Origin of the sequence: Streptomyces vietnamensis (assembly GCF_000830005.1) — a bacterium.
Taxonomy (GTDB): Bacteria; Actinomycetota; Actinomycetes; order Streptomycetales; family Streptomycetaceae; genus Streptomyces; species Streptomyces vietnamensis.
On sequence record NZ_CP010407.1, the window covers coordinates 606016 to 621915 of the forward strand.

Below are 15900 nucleotides of genomic sequence, written 5' to 3' on the forward strand. Positions count from 1 at the left end.
GGATGCGTCTGCCCGGTTGGTGATCACTGATGCGATGCGGGACCGGATCGAGCCGCTGATGCCGGCCGATCCGGTCCGCGGTCGGCGGTGGGCCGTGGACGGCACCTGGGAACGCGTCGTTGCCCGGGTCCTGGCGGCGGCCGACGCCGATGACGACATCGGCTGGACCGTGTCGGTCACTGCATCGACCGGCTCAAGCAGTTAGGGCTGATCGCCGATGTCGAGGGCGTGTTCTTTGAGGAATGCGCCCGCGTGGGCCGCTGCTTCTTCGGCGGTCGCGTACGGCGCCCCGTCGGCGGCCGTGCCGGACACTCCGTCAGCGCCTCGCCCGGTCCAGCCCCAACCGCCGGAAGGCGACTGCACCAGCTCAGCAGTCCCTCCGAACAGCGCGAGCCTGCTTTTGCCCGCTGTTGCGGGTGCCGGGCGGCTGACGGCCTCGGGCCATTTCTTGCGGGCGCCCTGCCGGGTGATGCCCCAGACGGCTCCCAACTGCTCATAACTCGCGCCGTAGGAGCCGGCGGTCGCCGCAGCCTGCTCCGTGAGCCGCTTGACCTCCCCGTCCACCACCTTCCACGCGGCCAGGACGGACAGCGCCACTTCGACAGGATCCGCCTCCCACATACGGTCGACGGGCAGCCCGGTCTCCCGGGAGCGGATGGCCGAGGCCAGGGGGTTCAGGGCGTCGTACAGGGCCTTGTCGAGCTCTGTCTGCTCTTCTGGGGTGATCTCAGAGACCGTCATGCGACAACTATAGTTCCCGAGCCTGTCTACGTAAACTAAAGTTTCCACGCCGTATCGGTCGTCACGCATCCGCGTAAGCAGATTGACCGGCAAGCACAAGAGACAGTGACAGAAGGACGACTCAGGAGGCGGACGGCTCGATCTCCCCCGCAAAGACGATGACCTGGTCGATGAGGCTCCGCCGCAGATGGACGACGTCCGTTCCCGCCAGGCGGGGGCCTCCGTCCGGCGTGGTGAAGACCCACTGGTACCGGGCCCACTCGTCAGGCATGTCCACCGCTGAGCAGCGCACCATCGTGCCGGTCCCCGCCGGGTGGCGCCGGATGTCCAGCACGAACTGCTCGACCGCCGCGATTCCTTCGCTGCGGCCCAACGGCCCCCAGAAGACCACGTCCGAGGTCAGGGCCTGGGAGAGCAGGGCAGTCACATAGCCGTCGTCCGAGGCGTTGAACGCGGAGATGAACGTGTCGATCGCGGAGCGTGCCGTCTCTTCCTGCATGCCCCAGTAATACCAGCCGTTGCTCATGCGCTCGTCCCGCGAGCCGCCTTCCGGTCACGGTGGACCGTCCCGGTCACAGCACTAGACGTCCGCGGGCTGGAAGAAGGACAGCAGGCGTTGGGCGGCGTCGGGTGCCATGAGCATCTCGTGGACTCGTGCGGAGAAGCGTGCGGCCTCTTCCGCCCGCGGGAACATGGCCGTCTCGTAACGGCGTACGGCGGCGTCGAGGTCCCCGCCCCCGGCGGCGATGGCGAGACCGAGCTCGGCCCCGTCCAGCAGGGCCATGTTCGCGCCCGTGCCCGCGGGCGGCATCAGGTGGGCGGCGTCGCCGAGGAGGGTGACGCCGCGCGTGTGGGGCCAGCTGAGGCCGACCGGCAGGGTGGCGAGGGTGCGGGGGACGACGGTGTCGTCGCAGGCGTCGATCAGTTCGGTGAACTGCGGGGCCCAGTCGGCGAACAGGCCCGCCAGCCGGGCCCGGGCGACGGCCGGGTCGTCGAAGTCGATGCCGCAGGTGGCGAGCCAGTCCTCGGGGCCGTGGAAGGTGAGGTAGACGCGCAGCCGGCCGTCCCCGTTGAGCTGCGCGGACAGCGACCGGTCGGGCCCGAAGGCCCAGTAGTTCCCGCGTCCGACCCTCGCCGCCAGGTCGGGGCGCGTACGGACGAGGTCGGGGATGCCCGTCTCGATGATGTGGGCGCCGAGGTGGGCCGGGCGGGCGTCGGTGAGCAGCGGGCGCACGCGTGAGTTCGCGCCGTCCGCGCCGACGAGCAGGTCGCATTCGGCGGTGCTGCCGTCGGTGAGGTGCAGGCGGTGGCGGCCCTCGGGCAGGGCCTCGGCGTGCCGGAGGCCGCGCCCCCAGGCGATCGTGCTCGGCGGCAGTGAGTCCAGGAGGATCGCGCGCAGGTCTGCACGGTCGACTTCGGGGCGGTCCATGGGCGCGTCCTCGGGGGTGTCCTCCTGGAGGAGGAGTTTCCCGGTGTGGTCGAGCAGGCGCATGTCCTGACCCTCGCGCCGGGCCATGCGGAGGAACTCCGCTTCCAGTCCGGCCTCGCGCAGGGCGCGTTGGCCGCTCTCGGTGTGGAGGTCGAGCATGCCGCCCTGCGTGCGGGCGTCGGGCGACGCGTCGCGTTCGTAGACGACGGCTTCGATGCCGTGCAGGTGCAGGACGCGGGCGAGGACCAGGCCGCCGGGCCCGGCTCCGACGATGGCGATACGTGACACGGCTCTGCCCTCCAGTCGATTCGATACACCGTATCGGCAAGATACACTGTATCGATGGGGAGTGAGGAAAGGACGCACGCATGCTCATCTGGGAACGCCCCGAACCGGCCTCGCGTTCGACGCTGAGCCCGCTGAGCCGCGAGCGGATCGTGCGGGCCGCGATCGGACTGGCCGACGCCGACGGACTGCAGGCGGTGTCGCTGCGCAAGGTCGCGGGCGCGCTCGACGCGGGTCCCATGCGGCTCTACCGCTACGTGGACACCAAGGAGGAACTCCTCGACCTGATGGTCGACGCGGTGTACGGGGAGATCCCCGCGCCGCCGCCGGCCACGGGCGGCGACTGGCAGGCGGAGGTGAGGTCCCTCGCGCGCGGCTTCAGGGACACCGCCCTCCGCCACGAGTGGCTCGCCGACCTCCTCGGCGGCCGCCCCCAAGTGGGGCCCTCGGCCCTTGCCCACATGGAGGCGACCCTGGCGGCGCTGCGCTCCGCGCCCGGGATCGGCGACGACCCCGACACGCTGATGCAGGCCCTGCAGGCGGTGAACGGCTACGTCTTCGGAGCGGTCCGCCACGAGGTCGCGGAGCGGCGCGTGGAACGCGCGAGCGGCCTCACGGAGAGTCAGTGGCGGGCGGCGACGGGTCCCTACCTCGGCCGTATGCTCGCCACCGGCCGCTATCCCACGCTCGCGCACGTCGTCGGGAACGCCTCGGAGCAGGCCCCCGCCGAGATGTTCGACGCGGGCCTCGCGGTCCTGCTCGCGGGCCTGACGGCCGGCCTCTCCCGCGGCACGTCCTGAACCCAGGCCCCGGTCGCCCCCGTCCGGTGCCCGGACCTCATGGCGCGTCAGCCGGCCCCGCGGGACGGCCGACCGGTCGAGGCGCGCAGGATCGGGCTCGTCGGCAGGCGGACGCACGCGGGGGCGGGACGGCCGGTCGGCTCAGTCGAGCCAGAGTGCGCGGACCCGGTGCACGGGGTCCGCGGCGATCCGGGGCTCCGCGTCCCAGATCTTCGTGGCGCGTTCCGCGGAGGTGTAGCGCGGCCAGTCGGCGCCCGGGTCCTGGTCGGTGACGAAGGCGACCCAGGCCCGGTGCATCGCGTCGGCGAGCGAGCGCGGCGGCGCGTCCCCGGCGACGGCCGCGACGCCCTCGGCGTCGAGGAGGTCGAAGGCGAAGGGCAGGTCCAGGCAGTGGAAGGCGAGCCCGAGCGCCGGGGACCGCCAGCGGAACTCGTAGAACCAGGTGGGCCGTTCACGCGCGGCGCGGGCGTCCGCGACGGCGAGGCTCGGGGCGCGGAAGACGGTGTCCGTCAGCGCCTGGCCGAAGTACCGTTCCTCACCGCCCGCCGCGTACGCCTCGGCGAAGTCGTCGGCCCTGGCGGGGTCGAGGCCGAGCCCCCCGAGGAGGACGGACAGCGGCGGGCCGTCGGGGCCGGGCGCGGGGAACATCGAGAACTCGTCCTCGGTGAAGCCGAGCATCAGCGGCACGTCGGCGCCCGCGTCGCCCGTCGTCAGGGCGTCCAGGACGGGTACGGGGATCAGGTCGCCGTCGGCGAAGGGGGCGAGGGCCAGCATCGGCGGCAGGCCCTCGCGGTCGGGGCCCGGTTCGGACATGCGGTCCTGGAGGTCGAGGAGTTCGTCGTCGGTCAGGTCGCGGAGGGCGGCGGCGGTGGCGGGGACGCCGGTGCGGGAGGTGAAGAGCCGGGCCGCGGCGCGGGCGACCTCGGGGCCGTCGGGCCGCATGACCGCGCCGGAGACGGACAGTGCGCCCCGGAACAGGCCCTGGGCGGAGGGGACGGCGAGCAGGGTCTGTACGGCGCCGCCGCCCGCCGACTGCCCGGCGACGGTCACCTTGGCCGGGTCGCCGCCGAAGGCCGCGATGTTGTCCCGCACCCATTCCAGGGCCGCGATCCAGTCCCGTACCCCCCGGTTGTCCGGCGCGCCCTCCAGGTGGAGGAACCCCTCGATGCCCAGCCGGTAGCCGATCGACACGAGCACGACGCCGTCCCGGTTGAACGCGGCCCCGTCGTACCAGGGACTCGCCGCCGAACCCGCCACGTATCCCCCGCCGTGGATCCACACCAGGACCGGCAGGCCTGCCTCCGGGTCGGCATCGGGCGTGAACACGTTCAGGTTCAGTACCCCCGCCCCCGGGATCGACGGCTCCGGGATCGTCGTGACCTCCGCGAACGGCCGCCGCTGGGCCGTCGGCCCGTACGCCGTCGCCTCCAGCGGCTCCGACCACGGCACCGGCGGCACCGGAGCCGCGAACCGCAGCTCGCCCACCGGCGGCTGCGCGTACGGGATCCCCAGGAAACGCAGACTGCCGTCCGCACGGCGCTCGCCGCGCACGGGTCCTCGGGCGGTGGTGACGATGGTGCTCATGGGGTGCTGCTCCTTCTGCGCGGGCACACGGGGCCGGAGAAGGAGCCTGTCACCGCTCGCTTACACGTGTCAATCCACCGAGGGGCGAGACCCCGCCCCTGGACTCGGAGGCTCGCGCAGAACCCGTGGGTCCAAGGGGGAGGACGGCCGGCGATGGGGTGGGATGCCGATGCCGCCGTGGGGGTGCTCGTCGCGCTGCTCGGGGTGGGTCTCGTGGCCGCCGGGGCGCGCTGGAAGGGCCGGGCCGTGCGGCCTTTCGCCGCCTCGCGGGCGCGGGCCGTCGCCCAGCGGGAGTACGCCCGGGACCTCCAGCGGGCGGCCGACCACGTGATCGCGGCGGCCCGCCGGGCCGCCGGCGAGGGCGAGCCGGCGATCGTCACCGTCGAGGCGGTGATGCGGATGACCGAGGAGCGGTACGGCTACGCGGGGGTGGAGCGCCGGCACGCGGCGGCGGCGCTCCGCCGCCGCTTCGAGCACGGGCGCTGTGCCGCCGACTGCGTCACCGACGCCTACGGATAGGGCGGTCACTCGAAGGCCGCTGCGGCCTCCTTCAGTGCGGCGGCGACCGTCTCCGGGGCGTCGGGGCCCGGGGCGCCCGGGCGGTAGGTGACCGAGCGGAGGCGGCCGGTGTAGCGGAAGGAGCGGTGGCGCTCGTAGAGGGGCCAGGAGACCGGGGACTTGCGGTCGACGCCGACGCTGATGCCCTGGAAGGGGGCCATGCCGATGAGCTGGTGGACGCTGTCCGGCGCGGCCCGGTGTCCGCCGTCGACGGTGACGGTGAAGCGCCAGCGCAGGCCCTTCTCGGCCGTCGCCGCGAGGAGGATCTCGTGGGGGCCGGGGGCGAGCGGGCCCGCGTCGGTCTCGTGGAGGTCACCGTACTCGTTGTACGCGAAGGTCAGCCGGCCGTTCTCGACGTACAGGCTGTAGCCGCCGCCCTGGTCGCCGTGGGAGACGAGGACGCCGTCGCCGGTCTCGTCGACGGCCACGGCGATCTCGAAGGAGCGCAGGGAGACAAGCCGTGAGGAGCGGTAGCGCTCCAGTTCCGGGGTGCCGGGGAGGAGGGTGAGGGGGCGGGCGAGGCGCTCCTCGGCGGGGTTGCGGCGGGCGAGGGCGCCGCTGTGGTCGGGGAGCGGGAAGACGCCGTTGCGCCAGGCGGCCTCCTCCCAGGCGGCCGAGAGTTCCTTGACCAGTTCGGGGTGCTCGGCGGCGAGGTCGTGGATCTCCGTGGGGTCGGTGCGGATGTCGTACAGGGCCCATTCGGAGTCGTCGTAGGGCGCCCCGGGCCGGTGCAGGGTGACGAGCTTGTGGCCGTCGCGGTAGTGGCTGCGGTTGCCGGACATCTCGCAGTACTGCTCGGGGTGGGTGGAGTCGTGGGAGGGGTCGGCGAGGACGGCGGTGAAGCTGGTGCCGTCCGGTTCCTGGAGCGGGACCCCCCGGCGGGTCTCGGGGCGGGCGAGGCCGGCGAGTTCGAGGAGGGTGGGTGCGATGTCGGTGACGTACTGGTACTGGGGCCGGTGCCCGGTGGCGAGCCTGCCGTCCCTGACGCCCTCCGGCCAGGAAAGGACGAAGGGGACGCGGACGCCGCCCGCGTAGGTGTCGCCCTTGTAGAGGCGGAAGGGGGTGTTGGAGGCCATGCCCCAGCCGCGGGGGTAGTGGACGAGGCTGCGGGGGCCGCCGATGAGCTCGGGGTCGCGGTCGACGTCCGGGTTCCAGTCGCCGGGCACCGGCTGGTGGACGAAGCGGCTGAAGTAGGAGCGGGTGCCTTCTCTTCCGCCCTCCCCCGTGCCGCCGTTGTCGGAGGTGAAGACGATGATGGTGTTGTCAAGTTCGCCGAGTGCGGCGAGGGTGTCGGTGAGCCGGCCGAGGTTCTGGTCGATGTTGTCGACGAGGGCCGCGTACACCTCCATGTAGCGGGCGTAGAGCCGCTTCTGGTCTTCCGTCAGGGAGTCCCAGGCGGGGACGTCGAGTCCGGCTTCGCTGTTGCGTTCGGGGAGTTCGGTGCCGGGCGGGAAGAGTCCGGCGGCGATCTGGGCGGCGAAGCGCCGCTCGCGCAGGGCGTCCCAGCCCTCGTCGTAGCGGCCGCGGTGGCGGGCGATGTCCTCGGCCTTGGCCTGGAGGGGGCCGTGGACGGCGTTGTGCGCGAGGTAGAGGAAGAAGGGCTTGTCGGGGTCGTGGGCGCGCAGCGACTTCACCATGGAGATCGCCTGGTCGGTGATGTCGTCGGTGTAGTAGTAGTCGTCGGGGAACTCGTCGATGTCGAGGGGGCTGTTGTCCCGGACGAGCTGGTGCGGGTGGAAGAGGCTGGTGAGGCCCTCCAGGACGCCGTAGTACTGGTCGAAGCCCTTCTGGAGCGGCCAGTTGCCGCGGTGGTCGGCGGCGTTGGAGGCGGAGTCGCGGACGAGGTGCCACTTGCCGACGGCGTACGTGGCGTAGCCGGCGTCGTGGAGGAGCTCGGCGAGGGTGGGGATGTCGTCGGCGACCTCCATGCCGTAGCCGGGGAAGCCGGGATCGAAGTTGGCGACCATGCCGTAGCCGACGCGGTGCGGGTTGAGGCCGGTGAGCAGGGCGGCGCGGGCCGGGGAGCAGAGCGGCATGGTGTGGTAGTTGCCGAGCCGCACGCCCGCGTCGGCGAGGCCGTCGAGAACGGGGGTGGGGATCTCGGAGCCGAAGGGGCCGATGTCGCTGTATCCCATGTCGTCGACGAGGACGACCACGATGTTGGGGGCCTTGGCGGGCGGGGTGGTACGGGTCGGCCAAGCGGGCTCGGACTCGGCGAAGGTGCGGCCGACACGGCCGGCGAAGCCCTCGTAGGGGTCGCGTCGGGGGGCGGTGCTCATGCGGGGGCGGGTCCTTCCGGGAGGGGCGAGCGGGCGCAGCGGAAGCCGCCGTGGCCGGTCGAGGAGTCGGGGGTGTTGTGGGAGCGGGCGGCGACCCGGTAGCGGTTGCAGTAGGAGGCGTGGCAGAGGTAGGAGCCGCCGCGGATCACGCGCTCGGCGGGGCCGAAGGCGTCGGCGCACCACTCCCAGACGTTGCCGGAGGTGTTGTGGAGGCCGTACCCGTTGGGTTCGTACGCCGTGACGGGGACGGTGCCGATGCGTCCGCCGGGCCTCTCGGAGCGGTGCGGGAAGGTGCCGATCCAGGTGTTGCACCTCTCGCGGCCGTCCGGGGTGAACTCGTCGCCCCAGGGGTAGCGGGCGGAGTCGAGGCCGCCGCGGGCCGCGTACTCCCATTCGGCCTCGGTGGGCAGCCGGACGCCGGCCCAGGCGCAGTACGCGAGGGCGTCGTCGTACGAGATGTGGACGACGGGGTGGTCGGCGCGGCCTTCGAGGTCGGAGCCGGGACCCTCCGGGCTGTGCCAGGCGGCCCCTGCGACGCCGAGCCACCAGGGGGCCTGCGGGACCCGGCCGAGGACGTGGCGTTCGGCGTCGGGGTGGAGCAGGAGGTGGAAGACGAAGGAGGAGCCGAAGCGTTCGGCGTCGGTGCGGTGCCCGGTGGCCTCGACGAACGCGGCGTACCGGGCGTTGGTGACGGCGGTCGCGTCGATCGCGAAGGGGGCGACGGTGACCTCCCGTACGGGTCCCTCGCGGTCGGTGGGATAGCCCTCGCCGAAGGCGTCGCCCATGCGGAACGTGCCGCCCGGCAGCTCCACCATGGGGTGGGGCGGCGGGGAGGTCCGTACGGTCGGCAGCGGCAGGAGTTCGACGGCCGCCGGGTGGCCTCCCGTACAGCCGCGTCCCGGGGTGCAGCAGGCGCTCACGCGGACACCGCCTCGGCCACGGCGCGTACGGGCACGGGTTCGGGCGCGGCGGCGAGCAGCGCCCGGGTGTAGGGGTCGCGGGGGCGCTCGCACAGCTCGTCGGCGTCGCCGGTCTCCACGATCCTGCCGCCGTGCATGACGGCGATGCGGTGGCTGACCTGGCGGACGACGGCCAGGTCGTGGGCGATGAAGACGAGGGCGAGGCCCAGGTCGCGCTGGAGGTCGGTGAGCAGGCCGACGATCTGGGCCTGGACGGAGACGTCGAGGGCCGAGACGGGTTCGTCGCAGATGAGGACGGCCGGTTCGGGGGCGAGGGCGCGCGCGATGCCGATGCGCTGGCGCTGCCCGCCGGAGAAGGAGCGCGGGTGCCGGTCGGCGGCGGCCGGGTCGAGGCCGACGAGGCGGAGGAGGTCCGCGACGCGGTCGGCCCGCTCCCCGGGGGCGCCGATACCGAAGGCGCGCAGTGGTTCGGCGACGATCTCGCCGACGGTCATGCGGGGATTGAGGGAGGCGTAGGGGTCCTGGAAGACCATCTGGACGCGGCGGCGTACGGCGTGCAGCTCGGCGCGGCCGGGGCGGGTGACGTCCCGGCCGTCGAGGAGGATGCGGCCGCCGTCGGCGGGGTGGGCGTGGGCGAGGACCCGGGCGAGGGTGGACTTGCCGGAGCCGGACTCGCCGACGATGCCGAGGGTCTCCCCCGCCGCGAGGGTGAGGGAGACGTCGTCGAGGGCGGTGAAGCGGCGTCGGCGGCGGCCGTACGTCTTGCTCAGCGACTCGGCGGCGAGGACGGTGGCGCCGGGTGCGGGGCGGTCGATGCGGGCGGGGGGCGGGGGAAACAGCGGTTCGTCCCGTTCGGCGCCTTCGGCGGCGGGCAGGCAGGCGACGCGGACGGTGTCGCCGGACGCGTTCGGCTGCGGTACGGCGGGGAGGGTGGATACGGCGGTGAGCGGGGGTACGGCCGTGTGGCAGCGGTCCTCGGCGAGGGCGCAGCGGGCGGCGAAGGCGCAGCCGGCGAGCGGGAGGCTCAGGTCGGGCGGGGTGCCGGGGATGCCGGTGAGGCGGGTGCCGGAGGGTGCGGAGAGCCGGGGCACGGCGGCGAGGAGGCCGGCGGTGTAGGGGTGGCGCGGTCGGGTGAGGACCTCGGCGGTGGGGCCGTCCTCCACGACGGTGCCGCCGTACATGACCAGGACGCGTTCGCAGGCGCGGGCGACGACGCCCATGTTGTGGGTGATGAGGACGAGCGCGGTGCCAGTGGTACGGGTGAGCTCGCCGAGGAGGGTGAGGATCTGGTCCTGGACGGTGGCGTCGAGGGCGGTTGTGGGTTCGTCGGCGAGGAGGACGTCGGGTTCGCCGGCGAGGGCCATGGCGATGAGGACGCGTTGGCGCTGGCCGCCGGAGAACTGGTGCGGGTGGTCGTCGAGGCGGCGCTCGGGGTCGGGGATGCCGACGAGGCGCAGGAGCTCGACGGCGCGGTCCTTGCGCGCCCGCTTGTCGCGCCCGCCGTGCGCGCGGAGCACCTCGTCGAGGTGGCGGCCGACGGTGAGGACGGGGTTGAGGGCCGTCATCGGGTCCTGGAAGACCATGCCGATCCGGGCACCGCGCACGGCCCGCAGCCGGTCCTCGCCGGCGGTGGCGAGGTCCTCGCCGTCGAGGCGTACGGCGCCGCCGGTGATCCGGCCGGTGCCGGGGAGCATGCGGAGCAGGGCGAGGGCGGTGGTGGACTTCCCGGAGCCGGACTCCCCGACGACGGCGAGGGTCTCACCCCGCCGGAGCGTGAAGGAGACGTCCCGGACGGCGTACAGGGTGCCGCCGTCGGGGGTGGTGAACTCCACGTCCAGGCCCTGGACTTCGAGGAGCGGTGGGGTGGTCATCGGCGTATCTCCCGGTTCAGTGCCTCGGCGGTCAGGGAGAGGCCGAGGACGAGCGCGGTCACGGTCACGAGCGGTCCGGCGGCGAAGTGCGGGGCCTGGGCGAGGTAGGGCATGGACTGGCTGAGGACGGCTCCGAGGGTGGGCTCGGGGGGCCGGACGCCGACGCCGAGGAAGCTCATGGCGCCTTCGACGAAGACGGCGACGGTGAGGGAGACGGCGATCTGGACGACGAGCGGGTCGGCGGCGTTGGGCAGGATGTGCCGGGTGAGGATCCGGCCGCCGGAGGTGCCGCCGACGCGGGCGGCCGTCACGTACTCCCGGCCGCGCTGGACGAGGATGCCGGTGCGCAGGAGCCGTCCGAAGACGGGGATCTCGGCGAGGGCGATGACGAGGACCACGGGCAGCCGGCCGGGGCCGAGGATCGCGGTCACGGCGAGCGCGAGGATCAGTCCGGGGAAGGCGAGGATCAGGTCGAAGGTCCGCTGGACGACGGTGTCGAGGACCGGGTGTACGGCGGCGGCCAGGGCGAGGAGGCAGCCGAGGGCGGCGCCGAGCGGGACGGCGGCGGCGATGATGCCGAGGTCCGCGCGGATGCCGTACAGGAGGCGGGCGAGGAGGTCGCGGCCCAGGTCGTCGGTGCCGAGCGGGTGGCCGGGGGTGCCGGGCACGGCGAGCGCCAGGCCGCTCTGGTCGGTGGGGCCGTGTCCGGCGAGGAGCGGGGCGAGGAGCCCCGCGAGGACGACGGCGGCGACGAGGGCGAGACCGGTGCGGCCGCGGGCGGTGCCGAGGGCGGCGCGGTAGCCGTGGCGGGGGCGACGCGCGCGGGGCGAAGCGGGCTTGGTGAGCGTGGTCATGGCGGTCACTCCCACCTGATCCGGGGGTCGAGCCAGGCGTGGACGAGGTCGGTGAGGAGCTGGACGAGGACGAAGACGGTGACGAGGAGGAGCAGGAGGTCCTGGACGACGGGGTAGTCGCGGCGGATCAGGGCTTGTTCGGCGAGCTGTCCGAGGCCGGGCCAGGCGAAGATCGCCTCGACGAGGACGGCGCCGCCGAGGAGGTAGCCGGTCTGCATGCCGAGAAGGGTGACGACGGGCGGGAGGGCGTTGGGCAGGGCGTGCCTCAGCAGGAGGCGGCGGGGGGCGATGCCGGCGGCGGTGGCGGTGCGGACGTAGTCCTCGGCGAGGGCGCGTTCGATGCCGTCCTCGAGGTAGCGGCCGAGGACGGCGGCGCTGGGCAGGGCGAGGCAGAGCGAGGGCAGCAGCAGGTACTGGACGCCGAGGTCGGGTGCGGTGAGAAGGGGGACGCGGCCGCCCGGGGGCAGGACGCCGAGGAGGACGGAGAAGAGGAGGACGAGGAGGACACCGGTGACGAAGGGCGGCACGGCGAGGGCACCGGTCGTGAGGACGCGTACGGTGCCGAGGACCCAGCGGTTGCGGGCGGTCGCGCCGAGGATGCCGAAGGCGGCGCCGAGGACGACGACGAACAGCAGGGCCCCGAGGGTGAGTTCGACGGTGGCGCCGAGTCCGTCGCCGATGAGGTCGGCGGTCCGGCCGCCGATCGCGTAGGACGGTCCGAGGTCGCCGGTGAGGAGGTCGCCGAGCCAGCGGACGTACTGGGTGGGCAGGGGCGCGTCGAGGCCGAGGCGCGCCCGGATCACGGCCTCGGTCTCGGCGCTCGCGTCGGGTCCGGCGAGGACGGCGGCCGGGTCGCCGGGGACGAGTCGGAGGACGGCGAAGGCGAGGAAGGAGGCGGCGAGGAGGACGAGGAGGGCGGAGGGGAGTCTCCGGAGCAGGTAGCCGCGCATCTCAGCCCGCCAGGTAGGCGTCGTCGAGGTTGAGGTAGGCGAACTTGTTGAGGGTGACGCCGTGCAGCTTCTTCGCGGAGACCTGGACGGAGCCGCGGATGACGAGGTCGATGATGAACGCCTCGTCGAGGAGGGTGTCGGTGATCTGCTGCCGCAGCGCGTTGGCGCGGGCGCCGGTCGCGGGGGTGGTCCAGGCTTCGCGGACGACCTTCGTGTAGGCGGCGGAGCGGAACTTCGAGGTGTTCTTGGCCTCGTTGAAGGGGTAGGCGCTGACGGCGAGGGTGGAGGGCTGCACCTGGGCGAAGCCGTGGCCCATGGTCCAGAGGGCGGGCATGGACTGGGAGATGAGCTTCTTCTGGGCGGTGGCCGGGTCGGTGGGCTGGAGGGTGACCTGGACGCCGATCTGCTTGAGGTCGTACTGGATCGCTTCGGCGACCGCGGTGTCGCCGGGCAGGCCGAGATGCAGCAGCGGGAGGTCGAGCCGGGAGTGACCGGCGGACTTGAGGAGTTCGCGGGCCTTGCCGGGGTCGTACGTGTAGTGGGTGCGGCCGGCCTCGGTGAAGGCGGGCGAGGACTTGGGCCAGGGGGTGGCGGAGGCGAGACCGTGACCGCCGAGGACCTGCTTGAGGATGCGCTCGCGGTCGATGCCCCAGGCGAGGGCCTGCCGGACGGTCTTGTCGTTCAGCGGGGCCACGGTGGTGTTGACGCCGAGGTACAGGGCTCCGGCTCCGGTGGCGTACTCGCCGAGGGCGAGATCGGGGGTGGTGGCGACGGTGGCGAGGTTGTTGCCGGGGACGTCGAAGGAGAGCTGGGACTGGCCGGTGCGGAGGGAGGAGAGCAGGGCGTCGGCCTGGGGTACGACGCGGAACTCGACGGCGTCCAGGTAGGGACGGTCGGGCTGCCAGTACTTCTCGTTCCGGATGAAGCCGAGACCGGCGCCGGGGCTCCACTTGGTCAGCTTGAAGGGGCCCGTGCCGTTGAGCTTCTTGCCGGTGACGGCGTCCTCGACGCTGTTCCGGTCGGTGAGGATCATGAACTCGAAGAGGTCGAACAGGTTGTTCACCGGGTGGGCGAGCTTGAGCACGAGTTCGTGGTCGCCATGCTTCTCGAAACCGGCGACGGCGGCGGCCGTCGCCCTCAACTGCGAGGCTCGGACCGGATTCTGAAGGTTCTTCACCGCGAAGATCACGTCGTCGGCGGTGAACGGCCGACCGTCGTGGTAGGTCACGCCGGTGCGCAGCTTGAGCGTGATGCTGCGGCCGTCCTTCGCGTACTCCCAGGAGGTGGCGAGTTCGGGCTGCGGCTTCAGCTGGTCGTCGTACCGGGTGAGGGTGTTGTAGATCAGCCGCTGCTGGAGCGACTGGCCGCTCTGGGCGAAGAGCAGGCTCGGTGTGAAGTCCGAGTTGATGGCGACGGTGAGGGTGCCGCCGCGCTCCGGCTCCGTGGCGGCCTTGCCGGCGGGCGCCTCGGCCTCGGAGACCGCGGAGCGGCAGCCCGTGAGGCCGAGCCCGAGCAGCAGGGTGCCGCCGCCCGCGGCGCGCAGGGTCGTGCGCCGGGAGAGGGCGGTGGGCGTGGAGGAGTACAGCTCGGTCATCGATGCCTGCCTGTGAAAGAGGGTGTGAGGCGAAAGAGGGTGTGAAGCCGCAGGGTGCACGGATTCGTTCCGCTGCGGAAGGAAGAGGCGCGAAGGGAGGCCCGCGCGGCCGGCGGAGGGCGTGCGGAGGTACGCGGTGGGGTGCGCCGTCACACGGGAAGGGCGTACGGCGTGTCAGCGAGGGGGGTGCGAGGGGCCCGCGTGCGGCGTGGCCGGGGCGGGAGTGGCGAGGCCGGTGCGGCGACCGGCGCCGGGGTCAGGCGCGGACGGCACAGACCGCACTGGCCTGTCGACAGAGGTCGACGTGCCTGCGGGAGATGAGGTGCATGTCCGGATTCACGGGAGCAATATGACAGCGGCTTCACGGAGCGGTCAACCGGCATTGACCGCATGATGAGACGACATCAGCTTTCACACAGGGCGGGAAGCAGCTCTCCTGAGGTCTCAAGAGGCCTTCTGAACAGGGGATTCAGCAGAACCGTGCCCGCCGCGACGGGCAGCGTGGCCGGTCCAGCATGTGGACTGACGATGCGTTCGGGGTCGTCGCAGACGTGCGAGAGGTCGATCGCGGCCCCGCGGATCTCCTCCAGATAGTCCGGTTCGAGGATGCTGGACTGCTCGGTCACGACGACCAGATCGGGGTTGAGGACGTCGAGGAGCAGGGCGACGGCGCGGCCGACCGCACGCGCCCGTTCGCGCAGCAGCCGGTCGGCGCGCCGGTCCCCGGCCGCCGCCGCGTCCACGACCAGGAAGGTGTCGGGCTCGGGCACGATGCCCCGGCGGACGGCCGTGGTCGCGAGGGCGGTGTTCGACGCCGTGGCCTCCAGGCAGCCGGAACGTCCGCACGGGCAGGGTGCCGTGGAGTCCGGTACGGGCAGGTGGGCCACGTCCCCGGCCGCCGCGCCGGGTCCCTGGTGCACGACGCCGGCGAGGCCGACGGCCGCGTCGACGACATTGCCGACGAAGAGGTGGACCAGGCTGCGGCGGGCGGCGGGCCGCCCGAAGAGGATCTCCGACTGGGCGATGGAGCGCGCGTGGTTGTCCAGGCGTACGGTGCGTCCGCCGAGGCCGCGGGCGAGTTCGGCGGCGAGCGGCCGACGGCGCCAGCCCAGGGCGTCGTGCCGGACGACCACCCCCTCGGCGGGGTCCACCCAGCCGCCGACCGCGGCGCCCACCCCGAGCAGGGGGCGCCCCCGCGCATGGGCGTCGAGGAATCCGCGCAGTTCACGGGCGATCGCGGCGGGCAGGGCGTCCGGCGCGATGCCGTCGTGGGGGTAGGTGCGCCGGGCGACCACCTGTCCGCGCAGGTCGACGAGGGCGAACGTCGAGCCGGGGACGCCCAGGTGGACGCCGCCCGCGACGGGCCCGGCGATGGCTCCGATGTGCAGGTCGACGGGGATCTGGGGCCGTCCGACTCCCCCGCCCCCGGCGAGTTCGGGCAGCTCGCGCAGGAGGCCGAGGCGGGTGAGGTCGGTCGCCTGGCGCGAGACGGCGGCGGGGCTGAGGCCGGAGAGCCGCGCGACGGCACTGCGGGCGACCGGGCCGTGATCGAGGACGGTCCTCAGCACGGTGGCGGCATTGGCCTCGCGCCGGCCGTCGCCCGCCATGCGAGAACCGTGCGGGGTGGTCGTCGTCATGGGTGCCTCTCTGGTGACTGTTGCGGTGGTGTGAAATCCCGGGGCCGCCGGACGCGGGCCCGCCGGCCGCCCCTTCGCCACCGGTCGTGTCTGCCGTACGGAGGGAAGTCTTCGCTGGTCAACGGCGGTTCCGCAGACCGTGGGGACTCCGGCCATCGGCGCCGGGCAGGCGCCGATTCAACCATCGTGAGCGGTCGTTCGGGGCACGGACGGCCGCTTGACGTGCGGCGGCGGCCGCTGCGAGTCTCCGGGACATGTTCGCGACCTCCTCCTGTCCCGCCGTCCTCGGCGCCTGACCCTCGCGACCCTCGCGCGTGGCCGGCCCGCCGGGCCCACCGCCTCCCCCGTACGCCCCGCTGTCCCGACCCCATCTTGTACGGGTTCCCGTACCACCCCCT

General features: G+C 73.3%; 15 protein-coding genes. 3 read left to right on the forward strand and 12 right to left on the reverse strand.

Annotated features, from left to right (window positions below; genetic code table 11):
- Window positions 1–19 precede the first annotated feature (19 nt).
- Window positions 20–205 carry a hypothetical protein gene (locus SVTN_RS43050; protein WP_425429070.1) on the forward strand — a complete coding sequence of 62 codons (186 nt, stop codon included), beginning with the start codon at window positions 20–22 and terminating at the stop codon, window positions 203–205.
- Here SVTN_RS43050 and SVTN_RS02720 read toward each other — a convergent pair.
- The 3 genes from SVTN_RS02720 to SVTN_RS02730 form a co-directional block, all read right to left on the reverse strand.
- Window positions 202–741, reverse strand: coding sequence for a hypothetical protein (locus SVTN_RS02720; RefSeq protein WP_041127636.1), 540 nt, complete (start codon window positions 739–741; stop codon window positions 202–204). The genes SVTN_RS43050 and SVTN_RS02720 overlap by 4 nt on opposite strands.
- A 121-nt stretch (window positions 742–862) precedes the next feature.
- Window positions 863–1240 carry a hypothetical protein gene (locus SVTN_RS02725; protein WP_041133474.1) on the reverse strand — a complete coding sequence of 126 codons (378 nt, stop codon included), beginning with the start codon at window positions 1238–1240 and terminating at the stop codon, window positions 863–865.
- A gap of 81 nt (window positions 1241–1321) precedes the next feature.
- Window positions 1322–2458 (reverse strand): FAD-dependent oxidoreductase, encoded by a 1137-nt coding sequence (locus SVTN_RS02730; protein ID WP_041127637.1) that lies wholly within the window; start codon window positions 2456–2458, stop codon window positions 1322–1324.
- An 80-nt stretch (window positions 2459–2538) separates the two neighbouring features.
- Here SVTN_RS02730 and SVTN_RS02735 point away from each other — a divergent pair, with 80 nt between their 5' ends.
- Window positions 2539–3255: a TetR/AcrR family transcriptional regulator gene (locus tag SVTN_RS02735; RefSeq protein ID WP_041127638.1), complete on the forward strand. Its 717-nt coding sequence runs from the start codon at window positions 2539–2541 to the stop codon at window positions 3253–3255.
- 141 nt (window positions 3256–3396) lie between these two features.
- On the opposite strand, the gene SVTN_RS02740 is transcribed toward SVTN_RS02735, so the two are convergent.
- Window positions 3397–4839, reverse strand: coding sequence for a carboxylesterase/lipase family protein (locus tag SVTN_RS02740; RefSeq protein WP_041127639.1), 1443 nt, complete (start codon window positions 4837–4839; stop codon window positions 3397–3399).
- Between the two features lie 153 nt (window positions 4840–4992).
- On the opposite strand from SVTN_RS02740, the gene SVTN_RS02745 reads away from it, so the two are divergent.
- On the forward strand, window positions 4993–5358 hold the full coding sequence (locus SVTN_RS02745) for a hypothetical protein (protein WP_041127640.1): 366 nt from the start codon (window positions 4993–4995) through the stop codon (window positions 5356–5358).
- Between the two features lie 5 nt (window positions 5359–5363).
- Here the strand turns inward: SVTN_RS02745 and SVTN_RS02750 are convergent, their stop codons facing one another.
- From SVTN_RS02750 to SVTN_RS02780, 8 genes are all read right to left on the reverse strand, one after another.
- Entirely contained in the window at window positions 5364–7676 is a 2313-nt protein-coding gene (locus SVTN_RS02750) for an arylsulfatase (protein ID WP_041127641.1), read from the reverse strand.
- Window positions 7673–8491, reverse strand: a complete 819-nt coding sequence (locus SVTN_RS02755; RefSeq protein WP_078908711.1) for a formylglycine-generating enzyme family protein — start codon at window positions 8489–8491, stop codon at window positions 7673–7675. Before SVTN_RS02755 ends, SVTN_RS02750 begins: the two co-directional genes overlap by 4 nt.
- A 101-nt stretch (window positions 8492–8592) precedes the next feature.
- Window positions 8593–10467: an ABC transporter ATP-binding protein gene (locus tag SVTN_RS02760; RefSeq protein ID WP_041127643.1), complete on the reverse strand. Its 1875-nt coding sequence runs from the start codon at window positions 10465–10467 to the stop codon at window positions 8593–8595.
- Window positions 10464–11321, reverse strand: a complete 858-nt coding sequence (locus SVTN_RS02765; protein ID WP_041133475.1) for an ABC transporter permease — start codon at window positions 11319–11321, stop codon at window positions 10464–10466. The genes SVTN_RS02760 and SVTN_RS02765 overlap by 4 nt, the downstream gene beginning before the upstream one ends.
- Window positions 11322–11326: 5 nt before the next feature.
- Complete coding sequence (locus SVTN_RS02770) at window positions 11327–12271, reverse strand: ABC transporter permease (RefSeq protein ID WP_041127644.1); 945 nt, start codon at window positions 12269–12271, stop codon at window positions 11327–11329.
- Window position 12272: 1 nt separating this feature from the next.
- Window positions 12273–13865, reverse strand: a complete 1593-nt coding sequence (locus tag SVTN_RS02775) for an ABC transporter substrate-binding protein (RefSeq protein ID WP_041127645.1) — start codon at window positions 13863–13865, stop codon at window positions 12273–12275.
- Window positions 13866–14121: 256 nt separating this feature from the next.
- On the reverse strand, window positions 14122–14193 hold the full coding sequence (locus SVTN_RS46530) for a putative leader peptide (RefSeq protein ID WP_425429041.1): 72 nt from the start codon (window positions 14191–14193) through the stop codon (window positions 14122–14124).
- A 76-nt stretch (window positions 14194–14269) separates the two neighbouring features.
- Entirely contained in the window at window positions 14270–15502 is a 1233-nt protein-coding gene (locus tag SVTN_RS02780) for an ROK family transcriptional regulator (RefSeq protein ID WP_052498896.1), read from the reverse strand.
- Between the last annotated feature and the right edge of the window lie 398 nt (window positions 15503–15900).